This window comes from Variovorax sp. CCNWLW235, from assembly GCF_037204085.1.
In the GTDB taxonomy this organism is placed as follows: domain Bacteria; phylum Pseudomonadota; class Gammaproteobacteria; order Burkholderiales; family Burkholderiaceae_C; genus Variovorax.
The window spans coordinates 116,862-133,899 of record NZ_JBBCBW010000009.1; the positions used below are offsets into that span (position 1 = coordinate 116,862).

General features: G+C 65.7%; 15 protein-coding genes and 1 tRNA gene. 11 read left to right on the forward strand and 5 right to left on the reverse strand.

The features are described 5' to 3' along the window. Positions 1-71 precede the first annotated feature (71 nt). The 11 genes from V9L21_RS13060 (at position 72) to V9L21_RS13110 (ending at position 13,318) form a co-directional block, all read left to right on the forward strand. Positions 72-2,054 carry an AAA family ATPase gene (locus tag V9L21_RS13060; RefSeq protein ID WP_337312441.1) on the forward strand — a complete coding sequence of 661 codons (1,983 nt, stop codon included), beginning with the start codon at positions 72-74 and terminating at the stop codon, positions 2,052-2,054. Positions 2,055-2,094: 40 nt separating this feature from the next. Further along, on the forward strand, positions 2,095-3,441 hold the full coding sequence (gene argA, locus V9L21_RS13065; protein ID WP_337312443.1) for an amino-acid N-acetyltransferase: 1,347 nt from the start codon (positions 2,095-2,097) through the stop codon (positions 3,439-3,441). A gap of 23 nt (positions 3,442-3,464) precedes the next feature. Then, positions 3,465-4,112: a LysE family translocator gene (locus V9L21_RS13070; RefSeq protein WP_337312445.1), complete on the forward strand. Its 648-nt coding sequence runs from the start codon at positions 3,465-3,467 to the stop codon at positions 4,110-4,112. A gap of 44 nt (positions 4,113-4,156) precedes the next feature. Further along, a complete protein-coding gene (dapC, locus tag V9L21_RS13075) occupies positions 4,157-5,377 on the forward strand; it encodes a succinyldiaminopimelate transaminase (protein ID WP_337312447.1) in 1,221 nt (406 codons plus the stop codon). 43 nt (positions 5,378-5,420) lie between these two features. After that, positions 5,421-6,254 (forward strand): 2,3,4,5-tetrahydropyridine-2,6-dicarboxylate N-succinyltransferase, encoded by an 834-nt coding sequence (gene dapD / locus V9L21_RS13080; protein WP_337312449.1) that lies wholly within the window; start codon positions 5,421-5,423, stop codon positions 6,252-6,254. A 58-nt stretch (positions 6,255-6,312) separates the two neighbouring features. Next, a complete protein-coding gene (locus V9L21_RS13085; protein ID WP_157614021.1) occupies positions 6,313-7,461 on the forward strand; it encodes a PilT/PilU family type 4a pilus ATPase in 1,149 nt (382 codons plus the stop codon). 27 nt (positions 7,462-7,488) lie between these two features. Then, entirely contained in the window at positions 7,489-8,664 is a 1,176-nt protein-coding gene (dapE, locus tag V9L21_RS13090) for a succinyl-diaminopimelate desuccinylase (RefSeq protein ID WP_337312451.1), read from the forward strand. Continuing rightward, the gene (gene prmB / locus V9L21_RS13095) at positions 8,661-9,542 is read left to right on the forward strand and encodes a 50S ribosomal protein L3 N(5)-glutamine methyltransferase (RefSeq protein WP_337312453.1); all 882 of its coding nucleotides are present in this window, start codon (positions 8,661-8,663) and stop codon (positions 9,540-9,542) included. The genes dapE and prmB overlap by 4 nt, the downstream gene beginning before the upstream one ends. Before the next feature lie 137 nt (positions 9,543-9,679). Beyond that, entirely contained in the window at positions 9,680-11,698 is a 2,019-nt protein-coding gene (locus V9L21_RS13100; protein ID WP_337312455.1) for an ABC-F family ATP-binding cassette domain-containing protein, read from the forward strand. 27 nt (positions 11,699-11,725) lie between these two features. After that, the gene (locus tag V9L21_RS13105; protein ID WP_157614029.1) at positions 11,726-12,229 is read left to right on the forward strand and encodes a hypothetical protein; all 504 of its coding nucleotides are present in this window, start codon (positions 11,726-11,728) and stop codon (positions 12,227-12,229) included. 372 nt (positions 12,230-12,601) lie between these two features. Then, positions 12,602-13,318: a helix-turn-helix domain-containing protein gene (locus V9L21_RS13110; RefSeq protein WP_337312457.1), complete on the forward strand. Its 717-nt coding sequence runs from the start codon at positions 12,602-12,604 to the stop codon at positions 13,316-13,318. A 198-nt stretch (positions 13,319-13,516) separates the two neighbouring features. On the opposite strand, the gene V9L21_RS13115 is transcribed toward V9L21_RS13110, so the two are convergent. The 5 genes from V9L21_RS13115 to tolB form a co-directional block, all read right to left on the reverse strand. After that, positions 13,517-13,592, reverse strand: a tRNA-Lys gene (locus tag V9L21_RS13115). A gap of 55 nt (positions 13,593-13,647) precedes the next feature. Further along, complete coding sequence (locus V9L21_RS13120) at positions 13,648-14,484, reverse strand: tRNA threonylcarbamoyladenosine dehydratase (RefSeq protein WP_443304802.1); 837 nt, start codon at positions 14,482-14,484, stop codon at positions 13,648-13,650. A 19-nt stretch (positions 14,485-14,503) separates the two neighbouring features. Beyond that, on the reverse strand, positions 14,504-15,253 hold the full coding sequence (ybgF, locus tag V9L21_RS13125; protein WP_337312459.1) for a tol-pal system protein YbgF: 750 nt from the start codon (positions 15,251-15,253) through the stop codon (positions 14,504-14,506). Further along, a complete protein-coding gene (pal, locus tag V9L21_RS13130; RefSeq protein WP_337312461.1) occupies positions 15,253-15,771 on the reverse strand; it encodes a peptidoglycan-associated lipoprotein Pal in 519 nt (172 codons plus the stop codon). The genes ybgF and pal overlap by 1 nt, the downstream gene beginning before the upstream one ends. A 25-nt stretch (positions 15,772-15,796) precedes the next feature. Continuing rightward, on the reverse strand, positions 15,797-17,023 hold the full coding sequence (gene tolB / locus V9L21_RS13135) for a Tol-Pal system beta propeller repeat protein TolB (RefSeq protein ID WP_337312463.1): 1,227 nt from the start codon (positions 17,021-17,023) through the stop codon (positions 15,797-15,799). Between the last annotated feature and the right edge of the window lie 15 nt (positions 17,024-17,038).

Below are 17,038 nucleotides of genomic sequence, written 5' to 3' on the forward strand. Positions count from 1 at the left end.
TCTGCATTGCCGCCTCCTCGCCCGCGAGGGAGCGGCGGCTTCTTCATTTCCGTTTTATTTTCAAGAATTCCATGTCCAACGACATTCATCCAGACCTGCATGCGGTGCTCTACGAGCGAACGCGCCATCTGCAGGCAGTTGCCCAGGCGCTCAAGACCGAGCTCTTCGGCATCGACGACATCATCGACCGCGTGATCGATTCACTGCGGGCGTGGTACGTGTTTCCGCAACTCATCAGCCGCCCGGTCATCGTGTGCCTGTGGGGCCTCACGGGCACCGGCAAGACGCAGCTGGTGCGCAGGCTCGCGCAGCACCTGGGCTTTTACGACCGCTTCATCGAAGTGCAGATGGACGGCTTCAGCCATGGCTCGGGCTACAGCAACCGGGGTTCGATTTCGGCCATGCTGGCCGAATCGGGCATCGACGAAGGCACGCCGGGCATCCTGGTGCTGGATGAGTTCCAGCGCTTTCGCACGCTCGAGAGCAACGGCAACGACGCCAAGGTCGAGCGCTACCAGGACGTGTGGGCGCTGCTGTCCGACGGCCGGCTGCCGCCGGCGCTCTCGATGCTCGGCGAAATCGAGGCCTCGCTCGCCCAGGCCGAATATGAGCAAGACCGCGACGGTCCGCCCGACAAGAAGAAGGCGAAAAAGCGAAAGCTCCACCTAGCGCCCTGGGAAGCGCAAGAGATCAAGCGCTGCCTGAAGCTCCCCGAAACGCTGCTGCAGATCATGGCCTGGACGCCTTCCGAGGTGCATGCGCGGCTGCGCGCTTTCCGCGACACGCAGCAAAGCTGGGAAACCGACTACAGCAAGCTGCTGGTGTTCGTCTCGGGCAACCTCGACGAGATGTATGCCGAAACGGCGCGGCGCGTGGAAGACTGCGACACCGACGCCGACATCTTCCATGCGCTGACCAGGAAGCTCTCTCTCATCGACGTGAAGAAGGCGCTGTCCGAACGCTTCAAGCCCGAGCAGGTGGCACGGCTGGGCAACAACCACGTCATCTATCCGTCGTTCAGCCGGGCCACCTATGTGCAGCTGATTCTTTCGATCTGCGACCGCTATGTGGAAGAGATCCGCGAAAGCTCGGGCGTGCGCTTCATGCTCGAGTCGAGCGTGTACGAGCAGATTTACGCCAACGCCGTTTTCCCGGCACAGGGCACGCGCCCGCTGTTCTCCTCGATCCACGCAATCCTGAGCGCGACGCTGGTCAACGCGGCACTTTGGGCGCTGGAGCAAGGCGCGGGCGGTGCAGAGCCGGTGTGGCTGTCGCTGGAAACCACGGGAGACAAGGCCTGCATCGTGGCGCGGTATAGAGAAGGCAAGCGCGAGGCACGCCGCAGCTTTGCGGTCACGCTCGAGCTCAACCGGCTCAAGCAGCGCTCGAACGAAGACTTTCGAGCCCTGCTGGCCGTGCACGAAGCGGGCCACGGCGTGGCCTACGGCCTGCTGTTCGGCCGCGCGCCGCAGGAAATCAAAATCAACGTCGCGTCTTTCGAGGGCGGCTACAACAGCTACGAAGACCGCAAGGCATGGTCGCGGCAGAACCTGCGCGACCGCATCTGCGTCGGTCTGGCGGGCCGGGCCGCGGAGCAACTGGTGTTCGGCGAACAGGCCTGCACCTCGGGTGCGTCGCAAGACTTCCGCCAGGCCACCGCTTTCGCCGCGCAGTACGTGCGCCACTACGCCTTCGGCACGCGGCTGAGCCGCACCGACGTTGCCAACGACGCAGAGGACAACCTCAACACCGACCTGAAGGCCACCAACCCGGAGATCGAAGCGCTGCTGGCGCAGGAGCACGCACGCGCGCTGGCACTGCTCGAGGCGCACACGCCGGCCTTCATGGCCGTGGTCGATGCGCTGATGCGCGAAGGCTCCGTGGCGCCGTCGCAACTGGCCGAAATGCTCGACCTGCCCGCCGACGCGGGCGAATCGACCGACGCCTATGCCGCGCTGCTGGCCACCTTCAGGGCGCGCAAGCTGCCCGGCTCGGAGCCGGCCGAGGCGCCGGGCGGCCCCGGTGCCGCCCGGCTGCTGCGCGCGTTGGCCTGAGCTGCGCGAACCTTCGTTCAAGAATGCACAATCACGCTCCATGTCCACCGTTTTCAACTTCACCTTCGTGCCCTGGTTCCGCTCGGTCGCGCCCTACATCCACACGCACCGCGGTAAGACTTTCGTGGTCGCCCTGGCGGGTGAGGCAATTGCGGCGGGCAAGCTGCAGAACATTGCGCAAGACCTGGCGCTGATCCAGAGCATGGGCGTCAAGATCGTGCTGGTGCACGGCTTTCGCCCGCAGGTCAACGAGCAGCTCGCCGCCAAGGGGCACGAGGCGCGCTATTCGCACGGCATCCGCATTACCGACGAGGTGGCGCTCGATTCCGCGCAGGAAGCCGCCGGGCAGTTGCGCTACGAGATCGAAGCTGCATTCAGCCAGGGGCTGCCGAACACGCCGATGGCCGGCTCTACGGTGCGCGTGATCTCAGGCAACTTCATCACCGCCCGGCCCATCGGCGTGGTCGACGGCGTGGACTTCAAGCATTCGGGCCTGGTGCGCAAGGTCGATGCGGTCGGCATCCGCCGCACGCTCGATTTCGGCGCCATGGTGCTGATGTCGCCCTTCGGCTTCTCGCCCACGGGCGAGGCCTTCAACCTGACGATGGAAGAAGTCGCCACCAGCGTGGCCATTTCGATCCAGGCGGACAAGCTGATCTTCCTGACCGAAATTCCGGGCATCCGCATCGACAGCGAACTGCCCGAGAGCGAAGGCAACCCCATCGACACCGAGCTGCCGCTCGCCGCGGCCGAGAAGCTGCTGGCGTCGCTGCCGCCGCCGCAAAAACCCACCGACACCGCGTTTTACCTGCAGCACTGCGTGAAGGCCTGCAAGGCCGGCGTGGAGCGCAACCACATCCTGCCGTTTGCGCTCGACGGTTCGCTGCTGCTCGAGGTGTATGTGCACGACGGCGTCGGCACCATGGTCATCGACGAGAAGCTCGAAAGCCTGCGCGAAGCCACGGTGGACGACATCGGCGGCATCCTGCAGCTGATCGAGCCCTTCGAGCGCGACGGCACCCTGGTGAAGCGCGACCGCACCGAAATCGAGCGCGACGTGGGCCACTACACCGTCATCGAGCACGACGGCGTGATCTTCGGCTGCGCGGCGCTTTACCCCTACCCCGAGGCGCGCACGGCCGAGATGGCGGCGCTGACCGTTTCTCCCCAGTCGCAATCGCAAGGCGACGGCGAGCGCATCCTCAAGCGCATCGAGCACCGCGCCAAGGCCATGGGCCTGGAAAGCATCTTCGTGCTCACCACGCGCACCATGCACTGGTTTTTGAAGCGCGGCTTCCAGCAGGTCAACCCCGACTGGCTGCCCGAAGCCCGCAAGCGGAAGTACAACTGGGACCGCAAGAGCCAGGTGCTGGTCAAGAAAATCTGAACCCATAAAGGAAGCCCGCCGCCATGACGCTCGCCACCGCCCTGCTGTTCTCCATCGTGGCGCTGGCCGCCATTGCCACGCCCGGCCCGACCGTGCTGCTGGCGCTGAGCAATGGCTCCAGGCGCGGCGTGCGCGGCGCGCTGCCGGGCATTCTGGGCGCCGTGCTGTCCGACTTCGTCCTGGTCGGCGCCGTGGCGCTGGGCCTGGGCGCGCTGCTGGCAGCCTCGGAGTTCTGGTTCTCCATGCTCAAGTGGGTGGGGGCCGTGTACCTTGCCTGGCTGGGCATTCGCATGCTGCGCTCCAAGGGTGGCAGCTTCGACGCGCCTCGGGCCACTGCGGGCGAGTCGGCAACGGGCGTGCCCAAAGAAGGCCGCAAGGTCTTTCTCAAGTCGTTCCTGGTGGCAGTCACCAACCCGAAGGGCTACCTGTTCTGCTCGGCGCTGATGCCGCAGTTCATCGACCCGGCGGCTGCGCAGGGCATGCAGTACGCCATCATCGCCGTGCTGTTCGCCTCGCTCGATGCCGCGGTCATGCTGGTCTACGCGTTCGTGGGCGCGCGGGCGATGCGGCTGCTCACGGCCGCAGCGGCCCGCTGGATCGATCGCACCTGCGGCGCGATGCTGCTGGCGCTGGCCGGCTCGCTGGCGTTCTACCGGCGCAGCGGCACCTGAGGGGGCCGGAGCGGCCGGCGACCCGTCGCCGATAATCGCTCTCCATGAATCCCCTGCTTTCCAAGCTCCAGCCCTACCCCTTCGAGCGGCTGCGGCTGCTGTTCGAGGGCGTCAAGCCCAACGCCGATTACGCGCCTGTGAGTCTGGGCATCGGCGAGCCCAAGCACGCCACGCCCGAGTTCATCAAGGAAGCGCTGGCCGCCAGCATGTCGACACTGGCGGCCTATCCCGCCACTGCCGGCAACCTGAAGCTGCGCACCGCTTTTACCGACTGGCTGAAGCGCCGCTACGCCCTGCAACTCGACCCGGCCGCACAGGTGCTGCCGGTGAACGGTTCGCGCGAGGCGCTGTTTTCGCTGGCGCAAACGGTGGTCGACGCCGGCAAATCCCCCACGCCAGTGGTGGTTTCGCCTAATCCGTTCTATCAAATCTATGAAGGCGCCGCCCTGCTCGCCGGCGCCGAGCCGTACTACGTTCCGAGCGTGCCGTTGCGCAATTTCGCGGTCGACTGGGACAGCGTTCCCGAGGCGATCTGGGAGCGCACCCAGTTGGTGTTCGTCTGCTCGCCCGGCAACCCCACCGGCGCCGTGATGCCGCTGGACGAATGGAAGAAGCTTTTCGCGCTTTCCGATCGCTTCGGTTTCGTGATTGCCGCCGACGAGTGCTACAGCGAAATCTACTTTCGCGACGAGCCCCCGCTCAGTGGCCTTGAAGCCGCCGCCAAGCTCGGACGGAGCGACTTCAAAAACCTGATTGCGCTGACCTCGCTGTCCAAGCGCAGCAACGTGCCGGGCCTTCGCAGCGGCTTTGTGGCCGGCGATGCCGCCATCATCAAGAGCTTCTTGCTCTACCGCACCTACCACGGCAGCGCCATGAGCGGCACCGTGGCAGCGGCCAGCATTGCGGCCTGGGGCGACGAAGCCCACGTGGTCGAAAACCGCGCCAAATACCGCGCCAAGTTTGCCGCCGTCACGCCCCTGCTCGAGCCGGTGCTCGATGTGCGCTTGCCCGATGCCAGCTTCTACCTCTGGGCGGGGGTGCCCGAAGTGTGGGCTGGCGACGACGAATCCTTCGCCCGCGCGCTCTACGCTCAATACAATGTTACGGTTCTGCCGGGGAGCTATCTGGCGCGCGACACGGCGCACGGCCCCAACCCCGGCCGCGGCCGCATCCGCATGGCTCTGGTCGCCGAAACCGCCGAATGCGTGGAAGCCGCCGAGCGCATCGTCCGCTTCGTCCAGTCCGGGGCGCAAGGCCAGCGCTGAACCGCTGCTTTCCCGGTCCCCATTTTTTACCTGAGACTCTCTCATGACCCAGCAACTGCAACAAATCATCGACGCCGCGTGGGAAGACCGCGCCAATGTCTCGCCCACCGCCGCCTCCGCTGAAGTGCGCGACGCCGTCGAGCACGTGATCTCCGAACTCAACAACGGCAAGCTGCGCGTTGCCACGCGCGAAGGCGTGGGCAAGTGGACGGTGCACCAGTGGATCAAGAAGGCCGTGCTGCTGTCGTTCCGCCTGAAGGACAACGAGCAGATGCAGGCCGGCTCGCTCGGCTTTTATGACAAGGTGCCGACCAAGTTCTCGCACCTGTCGGCCGGCGAGCTGAAGGAATCGGGCGTTCGCATCGTGCCGCCGGCTGTCGCTCGCCGCGGCAGCTACATCGCCAAGGGCGCGATCCTGATGCCTTCTTACGTGAACATCGGCGCCTACGTGGGCGAAGGCACCATGGTCGACACCTGGGCCACCGTGGGCTCGTGCGCGCAGATCGGTGCCAACGTGCACCTGTCGGGCGGCGTCGGCATCGGCGGCGTGCTCGAGCCGCTGCAGGCCGGCCCGACCATCATCGAAGACAACTGCTTCATCGGCGCCCGCTCCGAAGTGGTCGAAGGCGTGGTCATCGAAGAGAACTCCGTGCTCGGCATGGGCGTGTACATCGGCCAGAGCACCCCCATCTTCAACCGCGACACCGGAGAAACCTTCTTCGGCCGCGTGCCGTCCGGCAGCGTGGTCATCAGCGGCAACCTGCCCAAGAAGACCAAGTCGGGCCAGGACTACAGCACCTACGCGGCAATCATCGTCAAGACGGTCGATGCGCAAACGCGCTCCAAGACCAGCCTGAACGACCTGCTGCGCGACTGATCGACAGGCTCCCGCCTTTGTCCCGCTAGAAAACAACAGCACCCGAGGAGAAAGACCGATGAACATGATGGAGCGAATTCTTCGTTTGATGGCCGAGCGCAAGGCCTCCGACATCTACCTCTCGGCCCACTCCCCGGTGCTGATTCGCATGAACGGCACCTGCGTGCCGATCAATGCGCAGGTGCTGCCCGCCACCGCGCCGCTCGCGCTGCTGGCCGAAGTGGTGCCCGAAGCCCGCATCCAGGAGCTCGAAAGAACCGGCGAGCTCAACATGGCCGTAATGCTCGAGGGCGCCGGCAACTACCGCATCAGCGCCATGCGCCAGCGCGGCAGCTATGCAGTGGTGGTGCGGCACATTGCCTCGACCATTCCCAGCTTTGCCGACCTGAACCTGCCCGACATTCTCAAGACGCTGATCATGGAGAAGCGCGGGCTGATCCTGATGGTCGGCGCCACCGGCGCGGGCAAGACCACCACGCTGGCCTCCATGCTCGACTACCGCAACGAGCACGCCACGGGCCACATCCTCACGGTGGAAGAACCCATCGAGTTCACCTACACCAACAAGAAGTCGCTGGTGAACCAGCGCGACGTGGGCAGCGACACCGAGTCGCTGCAGGTGGCGCTCAAGAACGCATTGCGCCAGGCACCCGACGTGATCCAGATCGGCGAAATCCGCGACCGCGAAACCATGACGGCGGCCATTGCCTACGCGCAGTCGGGCCACCTGTGCGTGGCCACGCTGCATGCCAACAACAGCTACCGTGCGCTCAACCGCATCCTGAGCTTCTTCCCGGTCGAGGTGCGGCCCACGCTGCTGGGCGACCTGGGCTCGGCCCTGCGCGCCATCGTGTCGCAGCGGCTGCTGCGCACGCCCACCGGCGGCCGCGTGCCGGCGCTGGAGGTCATGCTCAACACGGCCCTGGTGGCCGAGCTGATCGAAAAAGGCGACTTCTCGGCCGTCAAGGAGGCCATGGAACAGTCGATGGCCGAAGGCTCGCAAACCTTCGAGGAAGACATTGCCCGCCTCATTACCGAAGAGCGCGTAACGCGCGAAGAAGGCCTGGCCCAGTCCGACTCGCCCACCAACCTGATGTGGCGCCTGCAGAACCGCGCCGCGCCCAAGCCGAAGACCGAAGACCGCCACCTGACGGACCAGGTCGACGAACCCACCTTTACCGACATCACGCTGGACGTGAAGTTCTGACCGACCCAGCCCCCTGGTTTTTTTCCGATGTCCCGTACGCTCCAGCTCGCCGAACAGCTCATCTCGCGCCCCTCCGTCACCCCCGAGGATGCGGGCTGCCAACAGATCATCGGCGAACGGCTGGCGCCTCTGGGCTTCACGCTTGAAACCATCGAGAGCGGCCCGGCCGACTTTCGCGTGACCAACCTGTGGGCGGTGCGCCGCCCCGCCGGCGCTGCGGCGACGAAGACGCTGGTGTTCGCCGGCCATACCGACGTGGTGCCCACCGGCCCGCTCGAGCAATGGACCAGCCACCCCTTCACGCCCACCCATCGCGGCGGCAAGCTCTACGGCCGCGGCGCCTGCGACATGAAGACCTCGGTCGCCGCCTTCGTGGTGTCGATCGAAGAGTTCCTTAAAGCCACGCCTGACCCGAAGCTCACGCTCGCGCTGCTGCTCACCAGCGATGAAGAAGGCCCCGGCGTCGACGGCACCGTCGTCGTGTGCAACGCCCTGGCCGCGCGCGGCGAAACCATCGACTACTGCATCGTCGGCGAGCCCACCGCCGTCCAGCGCTGCGGCGACATGATCAAGAACGGCCGCCGCGGCACCATGAGCGGCAAGCTCACGGTGAACGGAGTGCAGGGGCACATCGCGTATCCGCACCTGGCAAAAAACCCGGTGCACGCCCTGGCGCCTGCGCTCGCCGAACTGGTGGCCATCAACGCGGCCGGCGGTTGGGACGCCGGCAATGCCTGGTTCCAGCCCACCAGCTGGCAGATCAGCAATTTCCACTCGGGCACCGGCGCGAGCAACGTGATTCCGGGCAGCGCAGTCATCGACTTCAACTTTCGCTTTTCGACCGAGTCGACACCCGAATCGCTGCAGAAGCGCGTGCACGCGGTGCTCGATGCCCACGGCGTCGACTACACGCTCGCGTGGACCGTGGGCGGCCTGCCGTTTCTCACCACGCCGGGCGAACTGGTGGCGTCGGTGCAAGCGGCAATCGCCGATGAAACCGGCATCCAGACCGAGCTCTCGACCAGCGGCGGCACCAGCGATGCCCGCTTCATCGCCAAGATCTGCAAGCAGGTGGTCGAGCTGGGCCCGGTCAACGCCAGCATCCACAAGATCGACGAGCACATCGACGTGGCCGAGATCGAGACGCTGAAGAACATCTACAAGCGCACGCTGGAGCGGCTCGAAGCGTCGTTGGCTCAATGATCACCGTCATCGAGCTGATCGAAGCCGGCGCCAAGCAGCTGGAAGAGGCCGGCGTCGCCTTCGGCCACGGCACCGCCAACGCCTTCGACGAAGCCGCCTGGCTTGTGCTGTGGCGCCTGAAGCTGCCGCTGGACGACTTGGACGCGGTGGCCGACACACCCGTGTCCCCCGCCGATGCCGGCAAGGTGCAGGCGCTCATCGAAGAGCGCATTGCCACGCGCAAGCCCGCCGCCTATCTCACGAAGGAAGCCTGGTTGCAGGGCGTGCCCTTCTATGTGGACGAGCGCGCCATCGTGCCGCGCAGCTTCATTGCGGAATTGATTGCAGACGGCAGCATCGACTACTGGCTGGGCGAGCACACACAGCGCGTGCTCGACCTGTGCACCGGCAACGGCAGCCTGGCCGTGCTCGCGGCGCTGACCTATCCGGACGTGACGGTGGATGCCGCCGACCTGTCGGTGGAGGCGCTCGAAGTGGCCGCCATCAACGTGACCCGGCACCAACTCGATGCGCGCGTGACCCTGATCGAATCAGACGGCCTGAAGAAGCTGGCCGGCCCCTACGACCTGGTGCTGTGCAACCCGCCCTACGTGAACAGCGCGAGCATGGCCGCCCTGCCCGCCGAATACCGTGCCGAGCCTGAATTGGCTCTTGCCGGCGGCACCGACGGCATGGACTTTGTGCGCCAGCTGTTCGCCGACGCGCCTTCGCGCATGAGCGAGCAGGCGGTGCTGGTGCTTGAAATCGGCAACGAGCGCGACTACTTCGAGGCAGCGTTTCCGCAACTCGAGGTGGTGTGGCTCGAAACGTCGGCGGGCGAGGACCAGGTCTTGCTGGTTACCCGCGCCGCTTTGCTGGCCGGCGCCGGCGCGCGTTAGCTGCGCCAGGCCAAGCCCTCCACCGCTTTCCGCAGCCTGCGCTGCGGCCCCTTGATCGGGCGCTGTTCGCCCCTATGCCCCTTTGCGCCAAGCCGCCCGGGGCTGGGCGGGATAATCGCCCCTACGGTTCCTATTTCATGATTACTCTCAAAAACGTCATTCTTCGCCGCAGCGCCAAGGTTCTGCTCGACGGCGCCACCGTCACCCTCAACCCCGGTGAAAAGGTCGGCCTGGTGGGCCGCAACGGCGCGGGCAAGTCGACGCTGTTTGCGCTGCTCAACGGCACGCTGCACGAAGACGGCGGCGACTTTTCGGTGCCCAAGCACTGGCGCATGGCACAGGTGGCGCAAAACATGCCCGAAACCGACGAATCGGCCACCGAATTCGTCGTGGGCGGCGACACCCGCCTGACCGAACTGCGTGAAAAACTGGCCGCCATCGAGGCCGCATACGAAGCCAACCCCGACGACGGCGACATCGGCATGGAGCTGGCCCACGCCTACACCGACCTGGCCGACGCCGGCGAGCACGACGCGGTGCCGCGCGCACAGGCGCTGATTCTTGGCCTGGGCTTCAAGTCGCACGAGCTCGACGAGCCGGTGAACAGCTTTTCAGGCGGCTGGCGCATGCGCCTGCAGCTGGCCCGCGCGCTCATGTGCCCAAGCGACCTGCTTCTGCTCGACGAACCCACCAACCACCTGGACCTGGACGCCCTCGTCTGGCTCGAAGCCTGGCTGCAGAAGTACGCCGGCACCATGATCGTCATCAGCCACGACCGCGAGTTTCTCGATGCCGTGACCGACGTGACCCTGCACATTGCCAACGCCCAGCTCACGCGCTACGGCGGCAACTACAGCAAGTTCGAGGACATGCGCGCGCTGCAGATGGAGCAGCAGCAAGTCGCCTTCAGCAAGCAGCAGGACAAGATCGCCCACCTGCAGAAGTTCATCGACCGCTTCAAGGCCAAGGCCAGCAAGGCCAAGCAGGCGCAAAGCCGCGTCAAGGCACTGGAGCGCATGGAAAGGGTTGCACCGCTGCTGGCCGAAGCCGACTTCACCTTCGAGTTCAAGGAGCCGGGCAACATTCCGAACCCGATGCTCTCCATCAGCAATGCGAGCTTCGGCTATGAAATTGAAGGCGAAGAGCCCAAGACCATTCTGCGCGGCGTCAGCCGCTCGGTGCTGGCGGGCCAGCGTATCGGCATTCTGGGCGCCAACGGCCAGGGCAAGTCGACCCTGGTGAAGACCATTGCGCGCGAAATGGGCGCGCTGGCCGGCCAGGTGACCGAAGGCAAGGGCCTGAACATCGGCTACTTTGCGCAGCAGGAACTCGACGTGCTGCGCCCGCAGGACACGCCGCTGGAACACATGGTGCGCATGGCGCGCGAGCTCGGCAGCAGCGTGAAAGAAGCCACCGGCGAGCAGGCCCTGCGCGGCTTCCTGGGCAGCTTCAATTTCAGCGGCGACATGGTGAAGCAGCCTGTCGGCACCATGAGCGGCGGCGAAAAAGCGCGCCTGGTGCTCGCGATGATGGTGTGGCAGCGCCCCAACCTGCTGCTGCTGGACGAACCCACCAACCACCTGGACCTTGCCACCCGCGAGGCCCTGGCCGTGGCCCTGAACGAGTTCGAAGGCACGCTGATGCTCGTGAGCCACGACCGTGCGCTGCTGCGCTCGGTATGCGACGAATTCTGGCTCGTGGGCCGCGGCGTGGTCACCGATTTCGACGGCGACCTCGACGACTACCAGCGCTACCTGCTCGACGAAGCCAAGCGGCTGCGCGAAGAGGCCAAGGTGGCCGTGCGCGAGGCTGCAAGCGCCGCTGCCCCCGCCGTGGCCGCGCCCGTGCCGGTTGCCGCAGAGAGCGAATCCGCGGTCGCCGCCAAGAACCCGCAGCAGCGCAAGCAAGACGCCCAGGGCCGCCAGCAACGCAGCGACCAGGCCAAGCCGATCAAGCGCGAAATTGCGCAGATCGACGAGCGCCTGGCCGCGGCGGGCACCGAACGCACCGCGCTCGAGGCCCGCCTGGCGCAGCCGCTGCCGTCAGCCGAAATTGCCGAAGCAGGCAAGCGGCTGAAAGCCCTCAACGAAGAAATTGGCCGCCTCGAAGAGCGCTGGCTGGCCCTGTCGGACCAGCTCGAGGCGCTGGCGGCCTGACCTGAACCTGCAAAGGAGACATACGCCATGCCGTCCGCCATCGAACTGGCCCGGGGTGACGAAAAGCTCATTGCCGCGGTCCACCGCAGCCGCCGGCTGATCGGCCGCAAGGCCCTGATGGCAGCTGCCGCCAGCGCCATTCCGGTGCCCGGCGTCGACTGGGCGGCCGATGCCGCCCTGCTCTCGCGGCTCGTGCCGCAAATCAGCGCCGAGTTCGGCCTTTCGGTCACCCAGGTCGAAAAGCTCGCGCCGCACCAGCGCGAGCGCATCCAGAAGGCGGCGACCACCGTCGGGGCCTTGCTGGTGGGCCGGCTGGTTACGCGCGACCTGCTGATCAAGCTGGCCCGGCATGCCGGCGTGAAGCTCACGGCCAAGCAGGCCGCCAAGTACGTGCCGATTGCCGGGCAGATCGTCTCGGCCGCGCTCGGCTATGCCGCCCTGAGGGCCCTGGGCGAGCAGCACATCAAGGACTGCGTGCGCGTCAGCTCGACCCTCGCCTTATCGCCTCCCGAACCGCACGCGCCCGCCTGAAGGCGCAGTCGTCGAAAAGCGCAGGGCCGACGCACACCGCGGCGACCAGGCCCGAAATGGCCAGCCCGCCCATGCCGTAGTCGCGCAGGCGAAATCCATAGAACAGCGCTATGGCAGACAGCAACGCCAATAGCGCGCAAAGCGCGCGGTCGAGCCGAAGGCCCGGTGTCGATGGCCTTTGCATGGCTCAGCCCGCGCGGTGAGCCCAGCGGCGACGCGGCCTTGCGCCGCCCGTCGGTTTTTCGATCTGCTTTTGCGTTGGCCTTGCAGCCTTCAGCGCCAGCACCAACTTGCGTGGTTTCATGGCAAATACTCCCTTTCAACTATTCTAGAGTCCAAGTTGAATATTCGCCTGCGCTTAAATCTGCGCCCATGGAGACTATTGCAGCGCGTGCACTGGCAGCACGCAAATTTGCGAAGATGACCCAGAAGCAGGCTGAAGCCGCTTCGGGCGTCAAGCAGTCGAACATTTCGAAAATCGAGCGCGGCGATACCGGCCGCTCGATGGGCCTGCTCGCCTTGGCACGGGCTTATCGGGTCGACCCCAACTGGCTCGACACGGGCGACGGTCCGGCTCCATGGGACACAGTGCAGCAGCGTCCGGCCCGCGACAACGCCAACGAACCCCCTGGGCCCTACCGGGTTACGCGCACTCCGCCTCCCATCCCTTCGTTCAGCCCAGGCACCCCTGGCACGGTGCCGCTCATTGCATGGGCGGATGCCACCTCCTGGAGCAAGGGCGGGCGGGCTCCGCTGGAGGCCGAGCGGTGGATTCCCTGCGTTGCGCATCACAGCGCCGGCAACACCTATGCGCTGCGCGTGCGCGGCGACAGCATGACCGCCCCGAGCGGCAGCATGAAGAGCTACCCCGCGGAGTCGATCATCTTCGTCGACACATTGCGAACAGCGCCCCAAGACGGCGAGCGCATCATTGCCAAGCTCGAGTCGAGCAACGAAATCACCTTCAAGGTCTTCAAGGAAGAAGACGGTCGCCGCTGGCTCTTGCCGCTCAACCCCAAGCACGAGCCCATTCGCATGGAATTCACCGTGCTCGGCACCGTCATCGGCAAGTGGGAAGACGAGGACTGACGCACGCGTGCGGTCAGGTTGCGTGCAGGTTCGGCGGGCACAGTAGGGGCTCTTTCTCCCCGTGGCCTGCATCCTCTCTGATCCTCCCTCCTCCAGCAGGTCACCTTCCAGCCCGCCCTCGTGCGGGCTGTTTTTTTTTGGCAAACAAAAAAGCCTGCTATCTCTCGACAGCAGGCTTCAATATTCACGCGATTCGGGTGGTAGGACGTACTGGATTCGAACCAGTGACCAACGGATTAAAAGTCCGCTGCTCTACCAACTGAGCTAACGTCCCGGAACCATTTTCTTTTTCGCTTCTTTGCCAGAGTTGAATCCGGCAAAGCCAAAGATTATAGCGCGACGTTGCTCGCGATTTTGTCGAGAACCCAACCTGCCGCACATTGGCCGAAAGTGGCCGTCACGCTCACCACCGAACCATAGCCATGGCAGTTGAGCGAACCGTCGCCTTCGATGGCGCAGGAGGCATCGGGCGGCGCAACGCTTTCGCGGCTGAAAACGCAGGCCACGCCGATCTTGCGGCCTTCGCGCGGTGCGCCGTGTTCCTTGCGCAGGCGCTGGCGCAGCTGGGCAAGCAGCGGGTCGTGCGTGACGAGCGAAAGGTCGTCGATGTCGACCTTGTGCGCCTGCCGCTTGCCGCCGGCCGCACCCACGGTGACGAAGGCGGCGCGCGATGCGCGTGCCCATGCCGCCATCGCGAGCTTGGCCTTCACCTGGTCGCATGCATCGATGACGGCGGTTGCGGGCCCGTTCTCGGCCTGCGCCGCATCGAGCAGCGCCGTCCAGTTGCCGGGTTCGACGAATTCGTCGATGGCGAACACCTTGCACTCGGGGTTGATCTGCGCAATGCGATCGCGCATGGCCTCGACCTTGGCTTGCCCCACGGTCGAATCGAGCGCGTGGATCTGGCGGTTGATGTTCGACTCCGAGACATGGTCGAGGTCGATCAGCGTCAGCCGCCCCACTCCGCTGCGCGCCAGAGCTTCGACGGCCCAGGAGCCGACGCCGCCGATGCCGACGACGAGCACATGCGCGTTGCGGATGCGCGCGGCACCCGCCACGCCATAGAGGCGCTCGAGGCCGCCGAAGCGGCGCGCAAAGTCAGGCGCCGCGGTGTCGGTGACGACAGCCGCGGCGGCGATCAATGCTTCCGGAAGGGTTGCATTCAAGCGGAGTGCTCCGCCGGCGTCAACGCAGGCGCGAGAGACGCTCGCGGCCGGCCTGAGCGGCTTCGGATTGCGGATAGGCCTTGGTCAGGTCTTCCAGCGTGCGACGCGCGGCGCGCGTGTCCTTCAGCTCGATCTGGCAGTTGGCGATCGACAGCACGGCCTCGGGAGCCTTGGCGTGGTCGGGCGCGAGCGACAGCATGGAGCGGAAGTTCGCAATGGCCTCGTTGTAGTTGCGCGTGGCGTACTGCGCATTTCCGAGCCAGAACAACGCAGAGGCGTTGTAGCCGCTTTGCGGGTAGCGCTTGACGAACTCCGCGAAGGCGGTTTGCGCCTGCGCGAACTGGCCCGCACGGAAGATGCCGAGCGCTGCGTCGAAATCGGCTTTTTCCTTGGGGTCGGCGGTGAACTCGCGTCCGTCCACCGAAACCTTTGTGGGTTCGTTCTGCTTCAGCCGGTCGTCGATGGTGCTCTGGCGGGACTGCATTTCGCTCAGCGTGCGCTGCAGCTGCTCGTTCTGGCCTGTCATGCGCGCAAGATCGCCCCGCATCTGCTCGATCTGGTTCTGCAGGTCGAGCAGGCTGCGGCGCAGCTGGCCGTTTTCGTCGGTCAGCCGCTGGTCGGCCTGCTGGCGCATGGCTTCGACCCGCTGCCGCAGGTCGAGGATGGCGCGGCGCGCCTCGTCATCCTCGAACAACGCGGCTTGCGAGCCTGCCGAAACGCAGAGCAAGGCGGCAGCCAGTGCCGCGCCTCGCAATAGAGCGTGTTGCATCACCGGGTGTAGCGGAGTTCTGCGCGGCGGTTCTGAGCCCAGACGTCTTCGCTCGAGCCTTGAGCCGCCGGCTTTTCCTTGCCGAAGCTCACGGCTTCGATCTGGGCGTCGTTCACACCCAGCAGCGTCAGCGCGCGGCGGACGGCTTCGGAACGCTTCTGGCCCAGCGCAAGGTTGTACTCGCGGCCGCCACGTTCGTCGGTGTGGCCTTCGATGGAAACACGGCGCTGCGGGTTGGCCTTGAGGAAACGGGCATGGCCGTCGATCAGGGACTGGAACTCGGGCTTGACCGTGTAGCTGTCGTAGTCGAAATAGACGATCCGTTCGATACCGACCGGCCCTTGCGCGGTGCCGGCATTGGGGTCGATGGTGACGGGCGCGACCCCGCTGGCGCTGCCCTGCTGGCCGCCGGCGGTTCCGGAGCGGTCGGTCACCGGGGTGTCGTTGAGCTTGGTGCCCGACGAGCAGCCAGCAATCAGAGCCACGATGGCCAGCGAATAAATCGTACGTTTCAACATTGGGTACTCCTCAAATAAACCTTGGTCATTGCTTTTGAAACGGACCCCAGTCCGGTTCTCTAATGTCTCCCGCCTGCCCCGCCAGCCGTGCCTTGATTTTTCCGTCCAGCGTGGTCGTCATGAGCGCTTCGCGGCCTTGCAGGTGCGTTGCGTAGACGATCAGCTTGCTATTGGGGGCAAAACTTGGGCTCTCGTCTGCCGAGGTGTCGGTGATGGCCGAGACATTGCCGGTTGCCAACTCCATCACATGGAGTTTGAACGCACCGCCAACGCGGGAGATGTAGGCCAACCACCGGCCATCGCCGCTGACAGAAGGAGAAATGTTGTAGGTGCCACTGAACGTGACACGGGTCGGCGCGCCGCCGCCGGCGCTCATCTTGTAGATCTGGGGAGCACCGCCGCGGTCGCTCACGAAATAGATCGTGCTGCCGTCGGCCGAGTAGACCGGCTCGGTGTCGATGCTGGCGCTCTGGGTCAGGCGGCGCGGCTCACCGCCGCTGGCCGCGATGGTGTAGAGCTGCGAGCCGCCGTCACGGCTGAGCGTCACGGCCAGTGAGTTGCCGTCGGGTGCCCACGCCGGCGCGCTGTTGGAGCCGCGGAAGTTCGCAAGCAGGCGGCGCTGGCCGCTGGCCACGTTGTGCACGTACACCACGGGCTTGCGCGACTCGAAGGACACATACGCGAGTTGCTGGCCGTTGGACGACCACACGGGCGAAATGATGGGTTCCGGGCTCGCGAGCGCGGCCTGCGCGTTTTCGCCATCGGCATCAGCCACCCACAGCGAGTAGCGGCTCCCGCCCTTGGTCACGTAGGCGATGCGGGTCGAGAAGATGCCCTTGTCGCCGGTCAGCTTTTCATAGACATAGTCTGCAATGCGGTGCGACGCGAGCCGCAGGTCGCCCTGCGGAACGGTGTAACTCTGGCCGCCGAGATCTTGTCCGCGCACCACGTCCCACAGGCGAAAGCGCACGTCGAAGCGGCCGTCGCCCAACCGCGTGACGCTACCGACCACCAGCGAATCTGCGGTGCGCTGGCGCCACAGCGCGAGGTCGGGGCGCGAGGCCTCGTCGAGCGCCTGGCCGGAAGCATCGACGCCGCGGAACTGGCCGCTGCGCTCGAGGTCGGCCTGCACGATCTCGGAAATTTTCTGGGGCGAGGCGTCCTGGCCCTTGAACGGAACCAGCGCGATGGGCAACTGCGTCAGCCCGACGCCCGACACCTCGACCCGGAACTGGGCGAGCGCAGGCACCATGGGAGTTGCAGCAAG